Origin of the sequence: Polynucleobacter acidiphobus (assembly GCF_003065385.1) — a bacterium.
GTDB lineage: Bacteria > Pseudomonadota > Gammaproteobacteria > Burkholderiales > Burkholderiaceae > Polynucleobacter > Polynucleobacter acidiphobus.
This window is the reverse complement of the sequence record NZ_CP023277.1, coordinates 492,696-514,419: the sequence shown is the minus strand read 5'-3', so window position 1 is coordinate 514,419 and position 21,724 is coordinate 492,696. Positions and strand designations below refer to the sequence as shown.

The following is a 21,724-nucleotide window of genomic DNA, read 5'->3' as shown; positions in this document are numbered from 1 at the left end:
GGATGGAGCAAATGAGTCAGCCATTCATCCCCTTTACGAAGCCGACGATAGATGAGGCCACCATTGCAGCAGTGGCTGATGTATTACGCTCCGGCTGGATTACGTCCGGCCCAAAGGTTTTAGAGTTTGAAGCTGCCTTGAGTCAGTATTTAGGAGGCGCGACTGTTCGTTGCTTTGCGAACGGTACAGCCACCATGAAAATTGCTCTTCAAGTTGCTGGGATTGGCCCAGGCGATGAGGTGATCACGACTCCAATTTCGTGGGTAGCAACCTCCAATGTGATCCTAGCTGTGGGCGCAAAGCCTATTTTTGTTGATATTGATCCAAAAACCCGTAATTTAGATCTTGATCAAGTTCGCTCTGCCATTAACGCCAAGACCAAGGCCATCATGCCGGTATATTTGGCTGGATTACCTCTCGATATTGATGCCTTGTATGCGATAGCAGAGAATCATCGATTGCGCGTGATTGAAGATGCCGCTCAAGCACTCGGATCCTCATGGAAGGGATTGCGCATTGGCACAAAAGGTCGGCACGATTTAGTCAGTTTTAGTTTTCAGGCGAATAAAAATCTAACCACCATCGAAGGTGGTTGCTTAGTTTTTAACACCGAGCGCTTTGGTGAACATCAAGTGAGTCTGGCCGAGAAACTACGCCTGCAAGGATTAGTACGCCATGGTCCCGATGGCATGGAAGTGGATGTTCTGGGCGGCAAGGACAACTTAACGGATGTCAACGCCGTTATTGGTCTTCATCAATTAAAGCAATTGGATCGTTTTCAAGCCCAACGTATCGCTCTCGCACGTCATTATTTTGATCGCTTCGAACAATCGGGTTTGAGCAAAATAGGCTTGGGCCTACCGGTCGCCGATTTTGCAAATAGTAATTGGCATATGTTCCAAGTGGTATTGCCCTTAGAGCGCTTAGGTCAATCACGTAGCCAAATCATGCTTGCCTTAAAAGAACGTGGCATTGGTACTGGGGTGCATTACCCAATCATTACCGGCTTTGCACTGTATCGTCAGCATGGGTACTCTGCACAGGCAACTCCAGTTGCCAATACGATTGGTCAATCCATCTTGACTCTGCCGCTTTTCCCCACCATGACCAATGCCGACGTCGATCGTGTGGTCAAGGCACTAGAAGGGGTTTTAGCGTAACCGCCTCTAGATCAGGCAAAATGGGGTCATGAACAGCTTTACTCATCCACGCCTAAGTGTCGTGATCCCGGTTTACAACGAAGAAGAGGGCTTACAGGCCCTATTTGATCGCCTCTACCCTGCGCTTGATCATGTGGCCAGTCAGTATGCGCTGAGCTATGAACTCGTGTTTATCAACGATGGCAGTAAAGATCGCTCCGCTGCCATGCTCGCTATGCAATATGAAAAGCGGCCTGATGTAACGCGCGTGGTTTTATTTGCAAATAACTTTGGCCAACACATGGCGATCATGGCTGGTTTTGAATATGCGCGTGGCGAGTACGTCATAACTTTGGATGCCGATCTACAAAATCCTCCCGAAGAGATTGGGAAAATTGTGCGCCAGCTCGAGGAAGGTCATGACTATGTCGGTACGATTCGAGAAAACCGCCAAGACTCCTGGTTCCGAAAGACGGCCTCGCGCGCCATGAATCGATTACGCGATAAGCTCACTCGCATCACCATGACTGACCAAGGCTGCATGATGCGCGGCTACCATCGTCGCATCATTGATTTAGTGCGGCAGTGTGAGGAAGCGAATACCTTCATTCCAGCCTTGGCATACACCTTTGCTAACAATCCGATTGAAATTACTGTCAAACACGAAGAACGGTTTGCTGGAGAATCGAAATACAGCTTATATCAATTGATTCGTCTTAATTTTGATTTGGTCACTGGCTTCTCAGTAATGCCGCTGCAACTCTTTTCGATCCTCGGCATGTTATTGGCCGGAGCAGCAGGCTCACTATTCCTTCTCCTTTTAATTCGTCGCTTTGTATTAGGCGCTGAAGTCGAGGGTGTGTTCACACTCTTTGCGCTCACCTTCTTTTTAATTGGCGTCATGCTATTTGGCCTTGGGCTCCTCGGGGAATACATTGGCCGAATTTACCAACAGGTTCGTCAACGGCCTCGCTATATGGTTAGTGCCGTCTTAGAGCAATCTAAATCGTAGATCTTGAATCAAACACCTAAGCACGCGGTTATTTTTGCCTACCACGATGTCGGTGTTGCTTGTTTGCAAGCCTTAATTGATGCAGGTATGCAAATTGATTTAGTGATCACCCATGCCGATGACCCTAACGAAACGATTTGGTTTGGCAGTGTTCAAAAACTCTGTGATCAACAGGGCCTACCATGCCGAATCGTGCAACAAAGTGAGTTGTTAACGTTGCTGCCCGAGATTAAGGCGATTGCTCCCGACTATCTCTTTTCCTTTTATTACCGCTTCATGCTGCCTAGCGAGTTACTTGAGACTGCAAGCATTGCGGCTCTCAATATGCATGGCTCTCTATTACCCAAGTACCGTGGCCGCGCGCCTGTGAACTGGGCCGTATTGCATGGCGAGACCGAAACGGGGGCAACCCTACATGTCATGGAAGCAAAACCTGATGCCGGGGATATTGTGGGGCAAGTGGCTGTTCCCATTGAAATTCATGAGACAGGCAAAGAAGTGTTTGATAAGGTCAGTCAAGCCGCAAAACAGGTAATGGATAGGGTTTTACCCCAGCTCATGCAAGGAAAGGTTCCTCGGCACGCCAATCGATTAACAGAAGGTTCTTATTTTGGGGGTCGCAAACCCGAGGATGGTCGCATCGATTGGACAAACTCTGCAATGGCCATTTACAACCTAATTCGGGCGGTGGCGCCGCCCTACCCTGGTGCCTTTACCGAATTAAGTGGGCAAAAGGTGATTCTGACCAAAAGCTCCCTACCACTCGAGCCTAGCGTAGACCTACCCCCCTCAATCGCAGCATTCCTCACAAAATCCGGGTTGGGGATGCATCTCGTCGATAATCGTTACTTTGGCCTGTGCGGCGATGGCAAGGCTCTTGAGCTATTTTCAATGCAAGAGTAGTCGGTCGCTGGCCTCTGAAGTTCATCAAAGGAATGGTTTTATGAAAAAGATTTTGATATTGGGTGTGAATGGATTTATTGGCCATCACCTCTCAAAGCGCATATTGGAGACCACATCGTGGGAGGTCTACGGCATGGATATGCAAAACGACCGGATTGGTGATCTTCTCAACCACCCACGCATGCATTTCTTTGAGGGCGATATCACCATTAATCGCGAGTGGGTGGAATATCACGTTCGCAAATGCGATGTGATCCTACCGCTCGTTGCAATCGCCACACCAGCAACCTACGTTCAACAACCACTGCGCGTCTTTGAACTCGACTTTGAGGCCAATCTTCCCATCGTGCGCTCGGCTGTGAAGTATGGCAAGCACCTCGTCTTCCCCTCAACCTCCGAGGTCTACGGCATGTGCACAGATGCTGAATTTGATCCAGCCTCATCCAATTTGGTTTATGGTCCCATCAATAAACCGCGCTGGATTTATGCTTGCGCTAAGCAATTAATGGATCGAGTCATCTGGGGCTATGGCATGGAGGGCTTACGCTTTACTTTATTTAGACCATTTAACTGGATTGGCCCTGGCCTGGATAGTATTTACACCCCTAAAGAGGGTTCTTCACGAGTGGTCACCCAGTTCCTGGGGCATATTGTGCGTGGCGAGCCGATTAATTTGGTCGATGGGGGCTCGCAAAAACGTGCCTTTACATACATTGACGATGGCATTGATGCTCTGATGCGTATCATCACCAATGAGGGTGATATTGCCAATGGCAAGATCTATAACGTAGGTAACCCTAAAAATAATTACTCAGTCAAAGAGTTGGCTACCATGATGCTTACGATTGCCAAGCAAATCCCGGAGTATGCGGTCACAGCTGATCGAGTCCAATTGGTAGAAACAACCTCAAAAAACTACTATGGTGCTGGATATCAAGATGTTCAAAATCGAGTTCCAGCCATCGAAAATACGATGACAGAGCTAGGCTGGAAACCTACTATTGCGATGAACGATGCATTAAGCAAGATATTTGAAGCCTATCGCCACGATGTCGATAAAGCGCGGCATCTGGTTGAATAGCACTGAGTCCCATGGCAAAAATTGCACTGAAAGTTGATATTGATACCTTACTTGGAACCCAAGTTGGAACTCCAAATCTAGCCAAGCTTTTTGCAGAGCTCGGTATTCAAGCGACTTTTTTATTTAGTCTTGGGCCCGACCATACGGGTTGGGCATTAAAACGAGTTTTTCGGCCAGGTTTTCTGAAAAAAGTATCCCGAACTTCGGTGGTAGAACACTACGGCATCAAAACCCTTTTATACGGAGTTCTTCTCCCGGCACCTGACATTGGCAAAACTGCTGCACATGAAATGCGCGCTGTTGATGAGGCCGGTCATGAAACGGGGATCCATACCTGGGATCACGTCTATTGGCAAGATCATGTCTATCAACGCGATGTAGCATGGACTCGAATCCAAATGCAAAAAGCCTATGATCGTTTTTGCGAGATATTTAAACACCCACCGCTAACCCATGGTGCTGCAGGCTGGCAAATGAATGAAGCAGCCCTAATGCAACTGGACGATTGGGGGATGCAATATGCCTCTGATGGGCGCTCTGCCCCAAATCTCGCGCCTTACCGCATTCAATTTAATCATCAGCGAAGCAAGCATATTCAATACCCCACCACACTTCCAACCTTTGATGAGCTTATTGGAGTGGATGGAAGAGATGCTTTTGGGGCGGCTCAGGCAATTCTTGATCTCACTCAAAGCAATCCGAATGATCAAGTCTTTACCCTGCATGCCGAGCTAGAAGGACAAAAGTTGTTGCCTGCCTTCAAGGCATTACTCCAAGGGTGGATGGCGCAAGGTCACGAACTGGTTACGATGGGCCAATTGCACAAATCTTGGCTGGCGACTGGGCAACTCGATAAAATAGCCACTGAGCCATTTCAGTATGGCAGTATTGCCAATCGCAGCGGTGAACTGATGATCCAAATGCGCCATGCAACTAATTTCACATAACCATTGACGAGGGGAATTACGATGACGATTAAGATTGGGCAGACCATGCCAATGTGTGAGATTCCGGCAACATCAAACCTCACCTTCTCGCCAAAAGCATACCAAGGCAAAAAACTGGTGCTCTATTTTTATCCTAAAGATTCAACACCGGGATGCACGGTGGAGGCAGGAGAGTTTCGAGATCATATTGATGCATTTAATCAAGCCAATGCTTTAGTGGTTGGGGTATCACGGGATAATTTGCGCTCGCACGAGAACTTTCGCCAAAAATTAGGTTTACCCTTTGAATTGGTTGCCGATACCGAAGAAAAACTATGCACGATCTTTAATGTCATCAAAATGAAGAATATGTATGGCAAACAAGTTCGTGGCGTTGACCGCAGCACCTTCTTATTTGACAGCAAAGGCGTTCTCCAAAAGGAGTGGCGTGGTATTAAGGTTGCAGGCCATGTGGCCGAGGTACTCGCTGCCGCCAAGGCAATGTCCTAGGGATTTGTACGGTACTTGCAAAGACATCAATTTGGGTTACAGTATGGCTATATGCACCGTAAGCGATGGATGCCATTAAACCCGCACCGAGGTCTATCTAGACCACGATGGGACACCGGTCCCCTTGTAAATCGTGCATATAGTCCCGTCCTCTGCCTCACCCCTCAAAACCGCCTTTCGCTCTTAGCAGGCGGTTTTTTCATTTAGGAGAAGTTCTCGCATGCCATTGCCTCCACTGCCCACCCAAATTGCCGATCAAGTCAATTTAAGTCGTCAGAAAACGCCGGATCTCAAAAATCCCCCCAAGAAGGTAAAAAAAGCGCAAGCACCAAGCTGGGCCCATGAGGTAGAACCCAATATTGATGTAGACGATGATCTGTCAGCCGCCGAGGCAGCATTGGAACAGATTAAGACCATTGCTCCAGCCCAACACCTTGAAAGGCAATTGGAGTCCAAGCCAGAGCGGCCAAAACGCACGGTGCGCACAGGTCCACCAAGTCTATTTGTCCTGGACACCAATGTATTGATGCATGACCCATCCTCTCTCTTTCGGTTTGAGGAACACGATTTGTATCTGCCGATGACAACCCTTGAAGAGCTCGACAACCATAAAAAGGGAATGAGTGAGGTTGCTCGTAATGCGCGCATGGTAAGTCGTTCACTCGACCAACTCATTGCCGCTACTAGTGGTCAGCTCGATGAGGGAATTCCGCTCAACAAATTGGGTAACCAAGATGCAACCGGGCGATTATTTTTCCAGACCCAGTTTTCCACCGCCCCTCTACCCGAAGGGCTGCCCGAGGGTAAAGGCGATAACCTGATTTTAGGTGTGGTTCGTGATCTACAAAAGGCTAAGCCGCAGCAAGAAGTTGTTTTGGTATCGAAAGATATCAATATGCGGATCAAGGCCAGAGCTCTTGGCCTTCCGGCTGAAGATTACTTTAATGACCAGGTATTAGAAGATCGAGATTTAATGTACTCGGGTGTAATGGCATTACCGAGTGACTTTTGGCCTAAGCATGGTAAGGCCATGGAAAGCTGGGCAGACGGTAAGAGTGGCACGATGTTTTATCGAGTTACTGGCCCACTGGTGCCCAGCATGCTCATCAATCAATTTGTGTATCAAGAAAATCCGGATGGCACGACACCCTTTTATGCCCTGGTTCGAGAAATCAATGGCAAGACCGCTTTGCTTCAAACTCTGAAGGATTACTCCCATCAGAAAAATAATGTGTGGAGCATCACCGCGCGTAATCGCGAGCAAAACTTTGCCATGAACCTTCTCATGAACCCAGACATTGATTTTGTGACTCTGCTGGGTCAAGCTGGTACCGGCAAAACCTTACTTGCCCTTGCAGCCGGCCTCGAGCAAGTATTGGATAGTAAACGCTATAACGAGATCATCATTACTCGAGCAACCGTTCCGGTCGGTGAAGATATTGGATTTTTACCAGGTACCGAAGAAGAAAAAATGCAGCCTTGGATGGGCGCTTTTGACGACAACCTAGAAGTTTTGCATCGCAGTGACGATACTGCAGGTGAATGGGGTCGTGCCGCTACTCAAGAACTTATTCGTTCTCGAATTAAGGTTAAAAGCATGAACTTCATGCGGGGTCGTACGTTTGTGAGTAAATTTCTGATTATTGATGAAGCGCAGAACTTAACACCTAAACAGATGAAAACGCTTGTTACACGAGCTGGCCCAGGAACCAAAATCGTATGCCTCGGTAATATTGCTCAAATCGATACCCCTTATCTTACTGAGGGCTCATCCGGTCTTACCTATGTGGTCGATCGTTTTAAAGGTTGGCGTCACAGTGGTCATATCACCTTGGCTCGTGGCGAACGTTCGCGACTAGCCGATCATGCTGCCGAAGCGCTGTAATACCAATTTACTAGTCACAGCAGTGGTCGCACTGAGTGTATTAACACTCAGTGCTTGCTCCACCACTCCAACTCGTAAATCTGGCGGTGTGGTTAGTAACCCGCGGATTGCCCACTTTAAGAACGATACAAGCGTTGGCAATGAAGGGATATCCATTGCAGCCATGGGCTTGGTTGGGGTCCCTTATCGCTATGGCGGCAATACCCCAGCCGGCGGCTTTGATTGCAGTGGATTAATTGTTTATGTTTATCAGAATAGCTCAGGGATCAAACTACCAAGAACAGTCCAGCAAATGAGTAATGTTGGTACCGGTATTGGTCAGCAAGCCCCTGCGCCCGGAGATTTGGTGTTCTTTAATACCACCGGTGAGCGCTACTCGCATGCTGGAATTTATGTCGGCCAAGGGCGTTTTGTGCACGCTCCTAGTGCAGGAGGTACGGTACGTCTTGAGCGGATTGATTCGCCGTACTGGGCAGCGCGCTATACCGAAGCCCGCCGGATTAAGAGTAATTAAAAGGGGCTAAAGCCGCCACCATAAGAAGCTGTATTGGGGGCTAGGTTATCGAACTTGGTGAACTGTCCTTGCCAACTCAGGCGGACCGTACCAATTGGACCATTACGTTGCTTGCCAATAATGACTTCGGCAACACCTTTATCGGTTGTGGTGTCTGGGTGATAGACCTCATCACGATAAATAAACAGGATCAAATCAGCGTCTTGCTCAATGGCTCCAGACTCACGCAGATCGGACATCACGGGTCGTTTATTAGGGCGCTGCTCAAGACCACGATTGAGCTGAGATAAAGCGACCACTGGACACTGCAACTCTTTGGCCAGCGACTTTAAAGAACGTGAGATCTCAGAGATTTCGGTGGCTCTGTTTTCTCCGCTACCGCCCGAGCTACCACTCATTAATTGCAGGTAATCGACCACAACCATTCCTAGGGTGCCGCCATAATTACGCGCAATACGACGAGCGCGCGCACGTAACTCAAGGCAGGTTAAGGAACCGGTCTCATCGATTAGGATTTGGGTATTACTTAGTCGCGCAATCGCATCGGTGACTCGTGGCCATTCATCATCGTTTAACTTACCGGTCCGCATCCGACTTTGGTCAACTCGGCCGACGGATCCTAGCATCCTCGCTGCCAGCTGTGCACCTGACATTTCCATAGAAAAAATAGCGACTGGAAGACCTTCATTTAATGCTACATGCTCAGCCATATTGATTGCCAATGAAGATTTACCCATCGAGGGCCTTCCAGCCACAATGACCAGATCGCCTTTTTGCAGACCACTGGTTTGTTTATCGAGATCAATAAAACCGGTTGCGATTCCAGTAATGTCGCTGCCACCATCGCGGTTATATAGTTCATCAATGCGCGCAACCACTGCTTTCAAGAGGGGCTCGATTTCCAGGTAATCGGCTTTGCGACTACCCTCTTCACCAATTTGCAGAATGCGAGATTCTGCCTCATCGAGCAAAGTACGAACTGAGCGGCCCTCAGGCATGAATGCTGTATTGACAATACTGTCTGAGACCTCAATTAAACGCCGCAAGATACTGCGATCCCGAATGATCTCTGCATAGCCTTTGATATTGGCTGCACTTGGGGTATTTTGCGCTAAGGAATTTAAATAATCGATACCGATGAGATCCGCTTCGGGCTCATTCTTGATCGCCTCAAACACAGTGATCACGTCAGCCGGTCGGTTATCGCCGATTAAACGCTCGATGACCCGATAAATCAAAGCATGCTCACTGCGATAGAAATCCCGCTCGGAGAGAATGCCGCCTAAACGATCCCATGCGGTGTTATCCAAAAGCAAACCGCCGAGAACCGATTGCTCAGCCTCGACGGAATGGGGTGGGACTTTGAGAGCCTGCACAACCGCATCGCCAGGCCCAGGCATGCCTGGGTTCATTGCTACGGGACGGTTGCGAGGTTCAGCCATGGAGCTAGTGTACCGAAGTCAACTAGGCCTGCTCACCAATCACACGAATATTAATATCAACAATAACGTCCGTATGAACAGCAACAGCCACTGGGTGGTCGCCGACCACTTTCAATGGGCCAGTTGGCATCCGAACTGCAGCTTTCTCGATTTGAAAACTCTTTTTCGCCAAAGCTTCAGCGATATCGTGATTGGTGACCGAGCCAAACAAACGGCCATCAACGCCGGCCTTTTGACTAATCTCCAACACTAAGCCTTTGAGTTTCTCACCAACTGCTTGCGCAGCTACGAGCTTCTCTGCAGCAATCTTCTCAAGCTCGGCACGACGAGCAGCGAAGTCAGCAATGGCCGCCTCGGTTGCGCGACGCGCTTTACGCTGTGGAATTAAAAAGTTGCGAGCAAAACCATCTTTGACTCGAACGACATCACCAAGGTTGCCCAAATTGGTTACCTTCTCAAGCAGAATAACTTGCATCGTGGGCTCCTAATTATTTCTTATGTTGATCTGAAAATGGCAGTAATGCCAAAAAGCGAGCGCGTTTAATCGCGGTATCCAACTGACGCTGATACAGCGCCTTGGTACCCGTTAAACGAGCTGGGGTAATCTTGGCGTTCTCACCAATAAAATCTTTGAGCGTATCGACATCCTTGTAGTCAATTTGCTCAACACCACCAACCGTAAAGCGGCAATAGCGCTTACGTTTAAAGAGTGGGTTCTGTGCAGGCTTCTTTTTGAAGTCTGTCTTTTTGTTCATTTTTCCAAAAGCCATAATGGTTTCCTATTTATTCAATGTGATCTTCGTAATATGAAAAACGAGGCGCTCATTTCGTAAGGTCTTTTGCGTTAAGAACCCTTCAAATACTGCTTCTGCTCCCAAATCCATCGTTAGCAACTCTTGATGAATCTCACCAATTGCCACTGCTTCAACATTCATCCGAATTTGCCGAATTTGCTTTGCTTCACTTAACTCACCATCATGATGTAACTGACAATGAATGACTGGCAAACCTGCTGGGGTATATCGAATGGCGTCTTTTGCGATCAGAGAAGCAGTCAGGATGAGAAGGTTTGAACTACGCTTCACAATCAGACCGACTTTTACGAATCAAAGCCTCCTTTTCAACAATAATTAAGCTGCTGCCGGTGCGTCAGCCTGGGCAAGCTTACGAGCTTCCTCACGCTGCACCTCTTTCATCATGATGGATGGCTCAGTCTCAGCCTTCTTCATCTTGACAATGAGGTGACGCAACACTGCATCATTGAATTTAAATGCATGCTCGAGTTCGTCAAGCGTTTTTTGATCGCATTCAATATTCATGCAAACGTAGTGAGCTTTAGCAAGCTTGTCGATCATGTAAGCCATCTGACGACGGCCCCAATCTTCGATGCGATGCACTTTGCCACCATGGGTGGTTAGGATCGACTTGTAGCGATCAATCATCGCTGGAACCTGCTCGCTTTGGTCCGGATGGACGATAAAAACGATTTCATAATGACGCATTAATCACTCCTTATGGATAAAACTGCCTAGGCGTCTTGCTTAATTCCGCTGTCAAGAATCAAGCACCAGTGCAGCAAGGGTGGAACAAATTGTTTAAATTGCTTACCGAAATTCCGGTAAGCCCACCATTCTAGCAAAATAATCCTGCCAACTCAATGGATTAGGACTTGATTGGGTGCTAGCGAATAAGGCTAGCTGCAGAGCAATACGGGCTTTTGCAGGATTTAAATAACCCGCGCTCAATGCCTTTGCTAATCGGCCATTGGCAAGACTTCCACCAACATAGCCCCTACCGATTCGGGAGGCACGCACCACAGCTCCACCAGCCTCCATAAACCGCTCCAGAGCGGGCGCAAGGTTCTCATGCACGGTACCAGCACCAGTGCCCGCTAGAACAATGCCCTGAACCCCGAGACCCTCTAAAGATCGAATGGTATCCGGCCTGGCACCCGAATGGCTTGTAATAATTTCGACCCAGGGCCATTGGTTATCTGGTGGTATCGGTAAGTCATTGCTAACTTGAATCCAATCAGGAGATAGGGTTTCCTCAAAAAAGGCATCTATATGGGAGCTATGCCCTTTAACCAATGCAAGGCCCGGTATGGGCTTAGAGCCCATTACAGCCCAAATTCCACTCTGACCATCCCTTTTCCCAGCAAATTCAATTGCATTGGATAAATTCTGCGGGCCATCGGCCTCGCGATGATCAGAAGGGAGCATCGCTCCAGTTAAAACGACCTTCTTGCCGAAATTTCTGGCAGATCCACCGCAAATAAACTCCAAGAAAGTAGCCGTTTCTTCCATCGTATCGGTGCCATGGGTAATTACGATCCCTATTACTTCGGTGTCTGCTAGTCCCGTGCGAACCTGGGCACCTAATTTGCTAAGATGGGGCTCACTCAAATCACAGCTATCAATATTTGATAACTGCATGTTTTTTATAGGAAATTTAGTATTAATTTGGGTCAAAAGCGTTGAAATTGGTACCTGACCAGCTTGATAGCCCCCATTGCCCGAATCAGTCGTGAGACCTGCGATGGTACCACCAGTACCAATCACCAAAATGAATGAAGGAATAGAGGAATTTGACATCTAAGCATTATCCAACCAAGCAAAGTTCTTGAAATGCCATTTTTTACTGTATACAATCCCAGTATGAACATAAATACAGTAATTGACAGCTCATCTTTACCAAAACTGACTGCTCGGCAAGAAGAGATTTTGGGGCTTATTACCTTGGCCATTGAGGAAAGTGGACTTCCTCCCACCCGCGCTGAAATTGCTAACCGGCTCGGTTTTGCATCGGCCAATGCTGCTGAGGAACATCTGCGTGCGTTAGCCAAAAAAGGCTATATCGAATTAAGTCCTGGAACCTCACGAGGCATTCGGGTTACAAATATGCAACCGGTTTCGCAAGGTAAAAATTTTCGTCAATTGAATTTACCTTCGGGCAGTTTGCAACAACTCACCCTTCCCTTGATTGGCCGGGTTGCTGCAGGCTCACCCATTACTGCGATTGAACATATTGAGAAACATATTCCAGTTGACCCAAGCTTGTTTAGTAAGGGAGCTGATTACCTACTGCGGGTCAAGGGGATGAGCATGCGTGATGCAGGTATTCTCGATGGTGATTATTTAGCCGTTAAAAAGACTGTTGACGCGCGCAATGGCGACATCGTGGTTGCTCGCATCGACGATGAGGTCACAGTGAAGCGCTTTTTGCAAAAGAAAGGGGCTGCCGGCTCCTACCTCGAGCTCCAAGCTGAAAATCCTGACTTTGAGAACATCATCGTTCGCGCAGATTCCAACTTTGCCCTTGAAGGGCAAGCGGTTGGGCTGATCCGAGCAAACGGACTTTAAGGCTTACGGGTCGGCGCAATCACATTCGCATTTTTAGGCGAAGAGGTGATGGTGATCATCGATTTAGGGCCCGTCAGGGATCCCTCATTAATTTCAACCGTGCAAGTGCGTTCGCCTTTGGTAAAAACCAAGAAGCTGGTTTTTGATTTAGTGGCGGTAACGGTCGTCCACCCCGCTTTGGGATACTCAGACTGAAAGAAGGCATACACATCGGTTGCGCCTTGTAAGGCACTGATATTGACACGGCCTACCCAGCCATCACCACGACCAATAATCAATGAATCAGACCCAATAATTTTGGCCCCAGTTGGCAAGGGCATATCGCCCAGTAACTGCGACTGAATTTGATTGATTTCTTCCTGGGTTCCAGTAGGGCTATCACTGGTGGCACAGGCTCCCAACATCGCAGCAGCAGCAAGAGCAACAAAATGTGTTTTCGAGATCAATCGATTCATGATTTGTTCCAAGGCTAATGGATAAAAAGTAGCAGTTATCCTTATTTTAGGGCAGGGGGTTAATTCGTCAACAATAATGGGTGGAGGCGCGTGAGGGAATCGAACCCCCGTACGAAGCTTTGCAGGCTCCTGCCTAACCACTCGGCCAACGCGCCCTAGTTAGTTTGGAATGCACCAAACTTCAACTCAAACAAAATGGGAAGCTTTTGGGGCTTCCCATCAATGAATGGAGCGGGAAACGAGGCTCGAACTCGCGACCTCAACCTTGGCAAGGTTGCGCTCTACCAACTGAGCTATTCCCGCATTACAGGATCGACAGTTTAGCAAAGATTCAGGGATGGGGTCCTAATTAACAAAATTTCCCGTCATTACGGCTTATTGGTTAATTGCGGTAAGGCTTTTTGTAGGTAGTAAAACATGGACCAAAGCGTCAGAAAAGCTGCAATCCAAATCAGCCAAGTTCCCAAAAGAGAGCTGTGGATACCCAAAATTTGCCCATTGAATAGCAAAAAGGGGATAGCAATTAGCTGGGCGGTCGTTTTTAATTTACCAACCATATGCACGGCAACGCTGCGTGAGGCACCAACTTGCGCCATCCACTCACGCAGAGCAGAAATCGTGATCTCACGCCCAATAATGACCAATGCCACCCAAGCCTGCACCCGATCCAAATTGAGCAATACCAACAAAGCAGCGGCCACAATTAATTTATCAGCCACAGGATCTAAAAACTGACCAAAGGCCGACTCTTGGTTCATCCGTCTTGCTAAAAATCCATCTAACCAGTCCGTAATCGCGGCAAAAATAAAAAGTCCAGTTGAGAATATATTTTTCTCAGTGAGCGACAACCAATCATTGGGTAAATAGAAAATGCCCACCAATAATGGAATGGCCGCTACACGCAGCCAGGTCAAGGCGATGGGTAAATTAAATGGCATTTTTGGAGAATAAACGATTTAATCGATCGATTAATGAAGCTGACGGTATATCTGCTCTGCCAGAGTTTGGGAAATTCCCTCCACGCTCGCCAACTCCTCAACGGTTGCGTTTGCAACCCCCCGCAGCCCACCAAAGCGCGCTAATAGTTTTTGTCGGCGCTTGGCCCCGATGCCCTCCATCTCCTCAAGTCTAGAAACAGTCCTTGACTTAGCCCGCTTGGCGCGCATCCCGGTAATTGCAAAACGATGCGCTTCATCCCGAATCTGCGCAATCAACATGAGCGCCTGACTATCTGAACCTAGTCGGATTGGCTCCCGCTCATCAGCAAAGATCAGAGTTTCTAGGCCAACCTTACGGTCCTCGCCTTTTGCAACACCAACAATCAGCCCAATATCAATCCCTAGTTCGCTAAAAACCTTCCTGGCTACTTCCACCTGACCTTTACCACCATCAATGAGGACAAGTTGCGGTACTTTATCAGACGGGATTTCCTGAAAATTTGCGTAGCGGCGTTGCAATACTTGCTGCATCGCTGCGTAATCATCTCCGGCTGTAATTCCGGTAATGTTAAAGCGTCGATACTCACTGGGTTGGAGTTCGTTTTTGGCAAAGACTACGCAGGATGCTTGGGTGGCTTCACCGGATGTATGACTGATATCAAAGCACTCAATGCGCAATTGATCAAGCTGCTCTAAATCAATACCAAGGGCATCTGTGAGTGCTCGAACCCGAGCAAGCTGTCCGCCCGCTTCTGCAATGCGGCGCAGTAAGGCAATCTTGGCATTCCCCTCGGCCATCGCTAACCAATGCTTGCGCTGGCCCTGTGGTTGATACAAAAACGAAATGGGGCGTGTCGAGCGTTCCATTAGCGCTTGGCAGATCACTTCAGCTCGCTCGCCCTTTAATGGCACGTTCGTAATCATGACGGGGGGCGTAATCACAGCCAGCTCAGTGGACGAATCAGCCGATAAATAGTGTTGCTGAATAAATGTTTCAAGAATAATCTGCAGATCAATTGGCTCGTCTTCGGATAACTTAATACCCTTGGAAAAATAGGCACGATCTCCCAAGTGACGGCCGCCACGAACCATCGCTAAATTGACACAAATTTGGCCATCGATTTCGGCAGCGGCCAAAATATCAACATCACCCTCCCCTTCGGCCGCCACATCCATAGACTGCTGCTGAAGAACATTGGATAAGTCAGCAATGCGATCACGAATCACAGCAGCCATCTCAAACTCCATAGCTGCGCTGTAGTTTTCCATCTCACGCTCAAGCTCAGCCAGAACAACTTGATGGTTACCCTCCAGAAAACGCAGGGCTTGGCCGACATCCTGCGCATACTGCTCCTTGCTTAATTTACCAACGCATGGTGCACTACAGCGATGAATTTGATGCAAGAGACAGGGGCGACTTCGATTACGAAAAATCGTATCCTCACAGGTTCGCAAGCGAAACACCTTTTGCAAAATTTGCACACTATTACGAACCGCCCAGGAGTTTGGGAAGGGTCCAAAGTAACGATTGCGTCGATCAATCTTGCCGCGATAGGAGGCTAAACGAGGGTAATCGTGTCCTGTGAGCATCAGATAGGGATAGGATTTGTCATCTCGAAAAAGAATATTGAACGGTGGGCTGTATTCTTTAATCAGATTATTTTCAAGAATCAAGGCCTCCGTTTCGGTGCGAGTAATCGTGATTTCGAAACGGATAATGCGCTTGACCATTCGCTCAATTCGGGGGGAATGGTTATTTTTCTGAAAATAACTCGAGACTCGCCTTTTAAGATCCTTGGCTTTGCCAACATATAAGATATGACCTGACTCATCAAAAAAACGATAGACGCCTGGTAGCCCAGGAAGTCCCTTTAAATCAATTCGTAAGGATTCAGGAAGTAAATTAGTCATGCGTTGGGATATTTTCTGCCAAATTATCGATAACTATGGCGATGCGGGTATTTGCTGGCGTCTAGCGCGGTCACTGGCAACTCAATACGATCAAAATATACGCCTATTTTGCGATGATTTGCATACCCTGCAACTCATCATGATGGAGCAATCCCATCTTAAGGGTATTGAGGTTCTTCCCTGGGAAACCAGTTATCAAAATACCCGCCATCCGCCAGAGCTGCCGGATGTTGTAATCCAAGCGTTCTCATGCGAGCTACCCACCCGCTATCTCAATAGCATTTTGGTCGCGCCCCAAAAGCCGATTCTGATTCATCTCGAGTATTTAAGTGCAGAGCCATGGGTTGCGGACTTTCATGGCAAACCATCCCCCAATACGCATGGTTTACAAAAATATTTCTTCTTCCCGGGATTTCAACCTAATACCGGAGGGCTGTTGCTTGATCCCATTCCAAAGAATCATCAGAACCACTGCCCCAACAGCCTAAAGATAATCTGGAATCAGTCTCACTCCCACTCAAAAAAAATGAGTATTTTTTCCTACCCAGGAGCGCCAATTAAAGAATGGCTCGCAAACCTCAATCAACTGGAAGAGCCCTTTGATATTTTTTTAGCATTTGGTAATGCGCAATTGCTCAATCTGCAGCAGCACCACTGGCCAAATTTAAATCTGATTTCGATGCCATTTATTCCCCAAGATGATTACGACTGGCTCTTGGCGCACTGTGACTTCAATATCGTGCGCGGGGAAGATTCGTTTATTCGAGCGCAGTTAGCAGGCAAGCCCTTTATTTGGAATATCTATCCCCAAGACGACGGCGCCCATCTTACGAAGCTCAAAGCATTTTTAGATCTGTACCTTGAGGGTGTCGATCCACAACTGCAAAATCTCATTACAGATGCAATGGATTGGCGGGGGGCTCAAGACTGGTGGGACCAGCTAGCGATGTGGTCAGAACACGCCCAACACTGGCAAAAAACTCTAATTAATCGACAATTCGATGGCGGCTTGGCGGGCAGATTAGTTCGGTTTGTCAGTTAAATCATTAACCAGTTAAAATGCTGGGTTTGAATCAATTGGCTCCAATGGGGGCCAATATCCGTAAATATCAGGAATTATTATGAAAATCGCTCAAGAACTCCGCGTGGGTAATGTTGTCATGATTAATGGTGACCCTATGGTCGTCCAGAAACACGAATACAGCCGCTCCGGCCGTAACTCGGCCGTAGTCAAAATGAAGTACAAGAACTTATTAACAGCAGCCCCGAATGAGGGTGTTTACAAAGCGGATGATAAATTCGATGTTGTGATTCTTGAGAAGAAAGAATGCACCTACTCCTATTTTGCAGACCCGATGTACACATTCATGGATGGCGACTTCAACCAATATGAGGTCGAGAAAGACAATATGGGTGATTCACTCAATTACCTTGAGGAAGGGATGGCGGTTGAGGTTGTGTTCTATGACGGTCGCGCGATTTCTGTTGAATTACCTACCTCGGTTGTGCGTGAGATTACCTATACTGAGCCAGCCGTAAAAGGTGACACCAGCTCCGGTAAGGTTCTTAAAAGCGCCAAAATTGCAACCGGCTTTGAGATTCAAGTTCCCTTGTTCTGTAGTACTGGGGATAAGATTGAAATCGATACCCGTACCGGCGAATATCGTAGTCGCGCTAACTAATGAATAAGGCCAAGGGTTTTTAATAAATCCTTGGCATGCAGATACTCAGCGTCTTTCTGCAATTCATCCCAGGACTGGGATTCACCCTTTGGAAATAATTTCTTGAGCCGTCTTGAAGACTCCGTGAATTTTTTTGGAGTAACGCTTAGTTCATTGAGTAAGCGATCAGCAAGATCGGGGCGATTACAAATCAGTACCGCGTCACATCCTGCCTTGAGTGCTAATTGAGCACCCTGAACCACATCACCAGCGACACTGGCCCCCTCCATGGAGAGGTCGTCACTAAAAATCACTCCACCAAACTTTAGCTTTTTGCGCAAGATGGTTTGCAACCAAATACTAGAAAAGCCGGCGGGTAATGCATCAACCTTGGGATAAATGACGTGAGCAGGCATCACTGAGGCAAGACTGATATCAAGCCACTGATATGGCTTCATATCATCTCTCTCAATGGATTTCAGTGAACGTTCGTCTTTCGGAATAGCAATATGGGAGTCTGCCTCAGCCCAGCCATGCCCTGGAAAGTGCTTACCGCAATTGGCCATATCACCCAAACGAAGCCCCTCATTCAAGCATTTTGCTAACATATACACAATTTCGGGATTGCGATGAAATGCGCGATCGCCAATCACGCCACTGCGGGCATAATCCAAGTCCAAAACGGGTGTGAAACTAAAGTCAATTCCGCATGCTCTTAGCTCAGCTGCAAGCACATAACCACATGCGGTTGCAGCTTTCATCGCAGTAATAGCAGAGCTTGCCCCGGTGCCAGTTTGCATCCATAGATCACCCAGACGGCGCATTGCGGGAAGATGCGTAAATCCATCCGTCCTACAACGCTGAACTCGACCACCCTCATGATCTATGCAAATCAGAATGTCGGAGCGGACTTGCTTGATTGACTTAGTAAGCGCAGTTAATTGTTTACGAGATTGAAAGTTCCGCCCAAATAAAATTACGCCCCCCGTCAAGGGATTTTTAATGCGTCGGATATCGTGTTGGTTTAAGGTAAGCCCCTCAACATCCAAAATAATGGGGCCTGGATTATGAGTCAATTTTTTTTGGGTTGCCACGGTCTCATCCAAGATAGTTTTGTGGATCAAAGCTGGTAACAATGGGTGTGCCATAACTGACGACCACAAACGCCATCACCATTTCTTGTTCGTCAGTCACCGTCACATGCGCATGCCATTGTTTATCTTCCATAAACTGCAACAGAGCCCCTGAATATTTTGTATAAGGCTTGCCGCTAGGCTCATTGAGTGTTTGCAAAGACCGCCAACTCATCGGCATATGCATACCCAAGCCAATCGCTTTTGAAAACGCCTCCTTAGCGGCAAAACGGGTAGCTAAGTAGGCCATCCCCCGCTTGTGATTACGGCTAAGTCGCTGTTGAAACACCTGATACTCCTCATCCCCCAAAACCCGCTTGGCTAAGCGACCTTGGGTGCGCTCATAAGCCGACTGCAGTCGACCCATCTGTAAGAGATCAGTCCCGATCCCGACAATCATTACGAACGCGCCTCATTCATGAGTCTGCGCATATCCCGAATCGCATTGGGTAGACCCTTAAAAATTGCCTCTGCAATGATCGCATGCCCAATATTTAGCTCGCTAATTTCAGTGATTTTGGCGATGGGCTGAACATTTTGCTCATTTAAACCATGCCCGGCATTGACTCGAAAACCTAAACTCTTTGCATAGCGTGCAGCCTCTGCAATTCGCTGCAGCTCAAATGATTGATGCTCTATTTGAGCATCTGCATAGGCTCCAGTGTGTAACTCAATTACATGTGCTCCAAGCTCCTTAGCGACATCAATTTGACGAGAGTCTGGATCAATAAAGAGTGAGACCCGAATACCAGCAGCCTGCAGTTGCTTGATGGCAGAGTGCACTTGATCCCGGTGAGTGGTTACATCGAGCCCACCTTCGGTAGTAATTTCGGTCCGCTTCTCAGGAACCAAGCACACATCCTGCGGCTTAACCTGAATCGCAATGCCCAGCATCTCCGCTGTAATTGCGCATTCCAAGTTCATACGGGTGCGAATCAAGGGTCGAAGCGCAAATAAATCGGCATCTTTGATATGACGTCGATCCTCACGCAAATGCAAGGTGATCAAATCAGCGCCTGCTGCTTCGGCAATTTGTGCGGCCATGAGTGGATCGGGATAGGATGTCCCCCTAGCATTACGCAGGGTTGCAACGTGATCGATATTAATTCCGAGCTCTAGTGGGGCCATACCGAATATTAAAGCCATAGTCCCACTTAGATCTTTTTTAGATCAATCAAGATTTGACGAGTGGTCAAAGCCTGATCTTGCAAGTGAATACCCAAGAGAAAACGCATTAATTGTTTGCTCTGGCTTAGGGTCTCTGATCCCGAAAAGTCTCCCTGCGCCATGGCTCGCAGTGCCGACCCCTCAAGTACCGGCCAATGATTGGGGTCATCGGGTTGCCATGGACGGATCCCCCTCTCGGGCTGATAGACATATCGCTCGCCATCAATTGGTTGCAAGCGGGTCTCCACACAATGATCAAGAGCTGCAGCATATCCAGTCTCTCGCAAAAGGGCCAGCTCAAATGGTCTTAAGGTTTGCTCGATTGATGGTCCGGAGGACTCGATTTGTGAGAGCGCATAAACTGTCTCGGCATAATGATCGTAGAGCGACTCGTAGGCATCTTCTCTAGCCAAAAACTTCACCAGCAGCTCATTGAGATAGAAACCACACAAAAGTGCATCTCCAACCAAAGCCGGAGAACCTCCGACCCATTCTGATTTAGTGAGAGTTCTCAGTTCTGATTTACCACTCCACGAGATGAGCAGTGGCTGAAAGCGCTGCAGAACTGGTCGTAAGCTCGAATGAGGGCGCTTCGCACCTTTAGCGATTAATGCCAGTCGTCCGTGCGAACGGGTAAATACATCCAGAATTAGGCTTGTTTCTTTATAGGGGATGCTGTGCAGTACAAATCCCGGCTCATCCAGAACACGAGCTCCTGCCATTTATTCCAAACCCTGAGCACGTAGTTCGGCAAGATCATCAGCCCATCCCCGCTTGACCTTAACCCAGGTTTCTAAGAAAACTTTGCTATCAAATAATGCTTCCATATCTAAACGGGCTTCAGTCGAGATCTTCTTTAGCCGCTCGCCTTTCTGACCAATGATCATTGCCTTATGGCTGTCGCGATCCACCAGAATAGTTGCAGCTATGCGTCGCATCGTACCGTCGAGCTTGAATTGATCAATCACCACAGAGCTTGAATACGGCAACTCATCGCCGGTATAGCGAAATACCTTCTCACGTAAGATCTCCGCAGCCATAAAGCGTTCGCTTCGATCCGTCAGGGTGTCAGGCTCGTATCGCACCTCGCCCTCCGGCAAATACTCTGCAATCACATCCAACAAACGTTCAATATCATCCTTATTTTTGCCGCTCATTGGAATCACCTCAGCAAAAGTTTGCTCTGGGCTTGCAATCGTTTCTGCTTCGCAACCCTTGGTTTGCTGAGCAATTGCTGCCCATGGCTGTGCCATTTTTTTCATGAACTCAAAGAGTGCTAAATCACGCTCTTCAGAATCATCAAAACGCGACGCAAATAAATCTAACTTATTTGCAACTAACAGTACCGGTTTGTCACTTGGTAATAATCGCAAAACTTTGACATCATCGGCACCCCAGTAGCCCGCCTCTACAATGAAGCAGATGACATCAACGTCGTGCAAAGTGCTGGTTACGGTTCGATTGAGGGTTTGGTTAAGGGTATTCATGACGCGCGTCTGAAAGCCCGGAGTATCGATAAAAATAAACTGTGCATGCTCACGCGTCTGCACCCCAGCAATTCGGTAGCGGGTCGTTTGCGCTTTGCGCGATGTGATGCTAATTTTTTGCCCTACGAGTGCATTTAATAGGGTGGATTTACCCATATTGGGCCTGCCCACTAATGCGATCGTGCCGCACCTAAACAT

25 protein-coding genes and 2 tRNA genes are annotated in these 21,724 nt (G+C 47.9%); 11 read left to right on the top strand and 16 right to left on the bottom strand.

What is annotated here, in order from left to right:
* The first annotated feature begins 2 nt into the window (after nucleotides 1–2).
* The 8 genes from AOC32_RS02785 to AOC32_RS02750 all read left to right on the top strand — a co-directional run bounded on the left by AOC32_RS02785 (nucleotide 3) and on the right by AOC32_RS02750 (nucleotide 7,970).
* Complete coding sequence (locus AOC32_RS02785) at nucleotides 3–1,160, top strand: DegT/DnrJ/EryC1/StrS family aminotransferase (protein WP_108508028.1); 1,158 nt, start codon at nucleotides 3–5, stop codon at nucleotides 1,158–1,160.
* A gap of 28 nt (nucleotides 1,161–1,188) precedes the next feature.
* The gene (locus AOC32_RS02780; RefSeq protein ID WP_108508027.1) at nucleotides 1,189–2,151 is read left to right on the top strand and encodes a glycosyltransferase; all 963 of its coding nucleotides are present in this window, start codon (nucleotides 1,189–1,191) and stop codon (nucleotides 2,149–2,151) included.
* A 3-nt stretch (nucleotides 2,152–2,154) separates the two neighbouring features.
* On the top strand, nucleotides 2,155–3,054 hold the full coding sequence (locus AOC32_RS02775; RefSeq protein WP_234409788.1) for a formyltransferase: 900 nt from the start codon (nucleotides 2,155–2,157) through the stop codon (nucleotides 3,052–3,054).
* 40 nt (nucleotides 3,055–3,094) lie between these two features.
* Nucleotides 3,095–4,135, top strand: coding sequence for a bifunctional UDP-4-keto-pentose/UDP-xylose synthase (locus AOC32_RS02770; protein ID WP_108508025.1), 1,041 nt, complete (start codon nucleotides 3,095–3,097; stop codon nucleotides 4,133–4,135).
* Between the two features lie 11 nt (nucleotides 4,136–4,146).
* Nucleotides 4,147–5,082: a polysaccharide deacetylase family protein gene (locus AOC32_RS02765; protein WP_108508024.1), complete on the top strand. Its 936-nt coding sequence runs from the start codon at nucleotides 4,147–4,149 to the stop codon at nucleotides 5,080–5,082.
* A gap of 21 nt (nucleotides 5,083–5,103) precedes the next feature.
* Complete coding sequence (locus tag AOC32_RS02760; protein ID WP_108508023.1) at nucleotides 5,104–5,571, top strand: peroxiredoxin; 468 nt, start codon at nucleotides 5,104–5,106, stop codon at nucleotides 5,569–5,571.
* 220 nt (nucleotides 5,572–5,791) lie between these two features.
* The gene (locus AOC32_RS02755) at nucleotides 5,792–7,456 is read left to right on the top strand and encodes a PhoH family protein (RefSeq protein ID WP_108508022.1); all 1,665 of its coding nucleotides are present in this window, start codon (nucleotides 5,792–5,794) and stop codon (nucleotides 7,454–7,456) included.
* Entirely contained in the window at nucleotides 7,437–7,970 is a 534-nt protein-coding gene (locus AOC32_RS02750) for a C40 family peptidase (RefSeq protein WP_108508021.1), read from the top strand. The genes AOC32_RS02755 and AOC32_RS02750 overlap by 20 nt, the downstream gene beginning before the upstream one ends.
* Here AOC32_RS02750 and dnaB read toward each other — a convergent pair.
* The 6 genes from dnaB to AOC32_RS02720 form a co-directional block, all read right to left on the bottom strand.
* On the bottom strand, nucleotides 7,967–9,412 hold the full coding sequence (gene dnaB, locus AOC32_RS02745) for a replicative DNA helicase (protein ID WP_108508020.1): 1,446 nt from the start codon (nucleotides 9,410–9,412) through the stop codon (nucleotides 7,967–7,969). The genes AOC32_RS02750 and dnaB overlap by 4 nt on opposite strands.
* 22 nt (nucleotides 9,413–9,434) lie before the next feature.
* The gene (rplI, locus tag AOC32_RS02740; RefSeq protein WP_108508019.1) at nucleotides 9,435–9,887 is read right to left on the bottom strand and encodes a 50S ribosomal protein L9; all 453 of its coding nucleotides are present in this window, start codon (nucleotides 9,885–9,887) and stop codon (nucleotides 9,435–9,437) included.
* A 13-nt stretch (nucleotides 9,888–9,900) separates the two neighbouring features.
* Nucleotides 9,901–10,182 carry a 30S ribosomal protein S18 gene (rpsR, locus tag AOC32_RS02735; RefSeq protein ID WP_108508018.1) on the bottom strand — a complete coding sequence of 94 codons (282 nt, stop codon included), beginning with the start codon at nucleotides 10,180–10,182 and terminating at the stop codon, nucleotides 9,901–9,903.
* A 9-nt stretch (nucleotides 10,183–10,191) separates the two neighbouring features.
* Entirely contained in the window at nucleotides 10,192–10,497 is a 306-nt protein-coding gene (gene priB / locus AOC32_RS02730) for a primosomal replication protein N (RefSeq protein WP_234409787.1), read from the bottom strand.
* Nucleotides 10,498–10,542: 45 nt separating this feature from the next.
* The gene (rpsF, locus tag AOC32_RS02725) at nucleotides 10,543–10,914 is read right to left on the bottom strand and encodes a 30S ribosomal protein S6 (protein ID WP_108508017.1); all 372 of its coding nucleotides are present in this window, start codon (nucleotides 10,912–10,914) and stop codon (nucleotides 10,543–10,545) included.
* 102 nt (nucleotides 10,915–11,016) lie between these two features.
* Entirely contained in the window at nucleotides 11,017–12,006 is a 990-nt protein-coding gene (locus AOC32_RS02720; RefSeq protein WP_108508016.1) for an asparaginase, read from the bottom strand.
* A 63-nt stretch (nucleotides 12,007–12,069) separates the two neighbouring features.
* Here AOC32_RS02720 and lexA point away from each other — a divergent pair, with 63 nt between their 5' ends.
* Nucleotides 12,070–12,774, top strand: a complete 705-nt coding sequence (gene lexA, locus AOC32_RS02715) for a transcriptional repressor LexA (RefSeq protein WP_108508015.1) — start codon at nucleotides 12,070–12,072, stop codon at nucleotides 12,772–12,774.
* Here the strand turns inward: lexA and AOC32_RS02710 are convergent.
* The 5 genes from AOC32_RS02710 to uvrC form a co-directional block, all read right to left on the bottom strand.
* Entirely contained in the window at nucleotides 12,771–13,229 is a 459-nt protein-coding gene (locus AOC32_RS02710) for a hypothetical protein (RefSeq protein WP_108508014.1), read from the bottom strand. The genes lexA and AOC32_RS02710 overlap by 4 nt on opposite strands.
* An 81-nt stretch (nucleotides 13,230–13,310) precedes the next feature.
* Nucleotides 13,311–13,384: transfer RNA gene (locus AOC32_RS02705), tRNA-Cys, on the bottom strand.
* 72 nt (nucleotides 13,385–13,456) lie between these two features.
* Nucleotides 13,457–13,532, bottom strand: a tRNA-Gly gene (locus tag AOC32_RS02700).
* Between the two features lie 65 nt (nucleotides 13,533–13,597).
* A complete protein-coding gene (gene pgsA / locus AOC32_RS02695; RefSeq protein ID WP_108508013.1) occupies nucleotides 13,598–14,167 on the bottom strand; it encodes a CDP-diacylglycerol--glycerol-3-phosphate 3-phosphatidyltransferase in 570 nt (189 codons plus the stop codon).
* 30 nt (nucleotides 14,168–14,197) lie between these two features.
* Entirely contained in the window at nucleotides 14,198–16,078 is a 1,881-nt protein-coding gene (uvrC, locus tag AOC32_RS02690; protein WP_108508012.1) for an excinuclease ABC subunit UvrC, read from the bottom strand.
* Here uvrC and earP point away from each other — a divergent pair.
* Nucleotides 16,077–17,120 carry an elongation factor P maturation arginine rhamnosyltransferase EarP gene (earP, locus tag AOC32_RS02685; RefSeq protein ID WP_108508011.1) on the top strand — a complete coding sequence of 348 codons (1,044 nt, stop codon included), beginning with the start codon at nucleotides 16,077–16,079 and terminating at the stop codon, nucleotides 17,118–17,120. The genes uvrC and earP overlap by 2 nt on opposite strands.
* A 79-nt stretch (nucleotides 17,121–17,199) precedes the next feature.
* Complete coding sequence (efp, locus tag AOC32_RS02680) at nucleotides 17,200–17,760, top strand: elongation factor P (RefSeq protein WP_108508010.1); 561 nt, start codon at nucleotides 17,200–17,202, stop codon at nucleotides 17,758–17,760.
* Here efp and nagZ read toward each other — a convergent pair.
* From nagZ to era, 5 genes are read right to left on the bottom strand one after another with little or no spacing between them, the layout of a single operon-like run.
* A complete protein-coding gene (gene nagZ, locus AOC32_RS02675) occupies nucleotides 17,757–18,833 on the bottom strand; it encodes a beta-N-acetylhexosaminidase (RefSeq protein ID WP_234409786.1) in 1,077 nt (358 codons plus the stop codon). The genes efp and nagZ overlap by 4 nt on opposite strands.
* Nucleotides 18,834–18,837: 4 nt before the next feature.
* Entirely contained in the window at nucleotides 18,838–19,272 is a 435-nt protein-coding gene (gene acpS / locus AOC32_RS02670) for a holo-ACP synthase (RefSeq protein WP_108508008.1), read from the bottom strand.
* Nucleotides 19,272–20,018 (bottom strand): pyridoxine 5'-phosphate synthase, encoded by a 747-nt coding sequence (gene pdxJ, locus AOC32_RS02665; protein ID WP_108508007.1) that lies wholly within the window; start codon nucleotides 20,016–20,018, stop codon nucleotides 19,272–19,274. The genes acpS and pdxJ overlap by 1 nt, the downstream gene beginning before the upstream one ends.
* A gap of 8 nt (nucleotides 20,019–20,026) precedes the next feature.
* Nucleotides 20,027–20,761: a DNA repair protein RecO gene (gene recO / locus AOC32_RS02660; protein ID WP_108508006.1), complete on the bottom strand. Its 735-nt coding sequence runs from the start codon at nucleotides 20,759–20,761 to the stop codon at nucleotides 20,027–20,029.
* On the bottom strand, nucleotides 20,762–21,724 hold the full coding sequence (gene era / locus AOC32_RS02655; protein ID WP_108508005.1) for a GTPase Era: 963 nt from the start codon (nucleotides 21,722–21,724) through the stop codon (nucleotides 20,762–20,764).

Excerpts from the sequence above, each read along its gene's own strand:
- rplI (WP_108508019.1), bottom strand. The coding sequence starts at position 9,887 with ATGCAAGTTATTCTGCTTGAGAAGGTAACCAATTTGGGCAACCTTGGT.
- acpS (WP_108508008.1), bottom strand. The coding sequence starts at position 19,272 with ATGATTGTCGGGATCGGGACTGATCTCTTACAGATGGGTCGACTGCAG.
- AOC32_RS02760 (WP_108508023.1), top strand. The coding sequence starts at position 5,104 with ATGACGATTAAGATTGGGCAGACCATGCCAATGTGTGAGATTCCGGCA.
- AOC32_RS02765 (WP_108508024.1), top strand. The coding sequence starts at position 4,147 with ATGGCAAAAATTGCACTGAAAGTTGATATTGATACCTTACTTGGAACC.
- rpsF (WP_108508017.1), bottom strand. The coding sequence starts at position 10,914 with ATGCGTCATTATGAAATCGTTTTTATCGTCCATCCGGACCAAAGCGAG.
- pgsA (WP_108508013.1), bottom strand. The coding sequence starts at position 14,167 with ATGCCATTTAATTTACCCATCGCCTTGACCTGGCTGCGTGTAGCGGCC.
- AOC32_RS02770 (WP_108508025.1), top strand. The coding sequence starts at position 3,095 with ATGAAAAAGATTTTGATATTGGGTGTGAATGGATTTATTGGCCATCAC.
- AOC32_RS02780 (WP_108508027.1), top strand. The coding sequence starts at position 1,189 with ATGAACAGCTTTACTCATCCACGCCTAAGTGTCGTGATCCCGGTTTAC.
- AOC32_RS02755 (WP_108508022.1), top strand. The coding sequence starts at position 5,792 with ATGCCATTGCCTCCACTGCCCACCCAAATTGCCGATCAAGTCAATTTA.
- recO (WP_108508006.1), bottom strand. The coding sequence starts at position 20,761 with ATGGCAGGAGCTCGTGTTCTGGATGAGCCGGGATTTGTACTGCACAGC.
- uvrC (WP_108508012.1), bottom strand. The coding sequence starts at position 16,078 with ATGACTAATTTACTTCCTGAATCCTTACGAATTGATTTAAAGGGACTT.
- pdxJ (WP_108508007.1), bottom strand. The coding sequence starts at position 20,018 with ATGGCTTTAATATTCGGTATGGCCCCACTAGAGCTCGGAATTAATATC.
- rpsR (WP_108508018.1), bottom strand. The coding sequence starts at position 10,182 with ATGGCTTTTGGAAAAATGAACAAAAAGACAGACTTCAAAAAGAAGCCT.
- AOC32_RS02720 (WP_108508016.1), bottom strand. The coding sequence starts at position 12,006 with ATGTCAAATTCCTCTATTCCTTCATTCATTTTGGTGATTGGTACTGGT.
- AOC32_RS02710 (WP_108508014.1), bottom strand. The coding sequence starts at position 13,229 with ATGAATCGATTGATCTCGAAAACACATTTTGTTGCTCTTGCTGCTGCT.
- dnaB (WP_108508020.1), bottom strand. The coding sequence starts at position 9,412 with ATGGCTGAACCTCGCAACCGTCCCGTAGCAATGAACCCAGGCATGCCT.
- earP (WP_108508011.1), top strand. The coding sequence starts at position 16,077 with ATGCGTTGGGATATTTTCTGCCAAATTATCGATAACTATGGCGATGCG.
- AOC32_RS02785 (WP_108508028.1), top strand. The coding sequence starts at position 3 with ATGGAGCAAATGAGTCAGCCATTCATCCCCTTTACGAAGCCGACGATA.
- era (WP_108508005.1), bottom strand. The coding sequence starts at position 21,724 with ATGTTTAGGTGCGGCACGATCGCATTAGTGGGCAGGCCCAATATGGGT.
- lexA (WP_108508015.1), top strand. The coding sequence starts at position 12,070 with ATGAACATAAATACAGTAATTGACAGCTCATCTTTACCAAAACTGACT.
- efp (WP_108508010.1), top strand. The coding sequence starts at position 17,200 with ATGAAAATCGCTCAAGAACTCCGCGTGGGTAATGTTGTCATGATTAAT.
- AOC32_RS02750 (WP_108508021.1), top strand. The coding sequence starts at position 7,437 with ATGCTGCCGAAGCGCTGTAATACCAATTTACTAGTCACAGCAGTGGTC.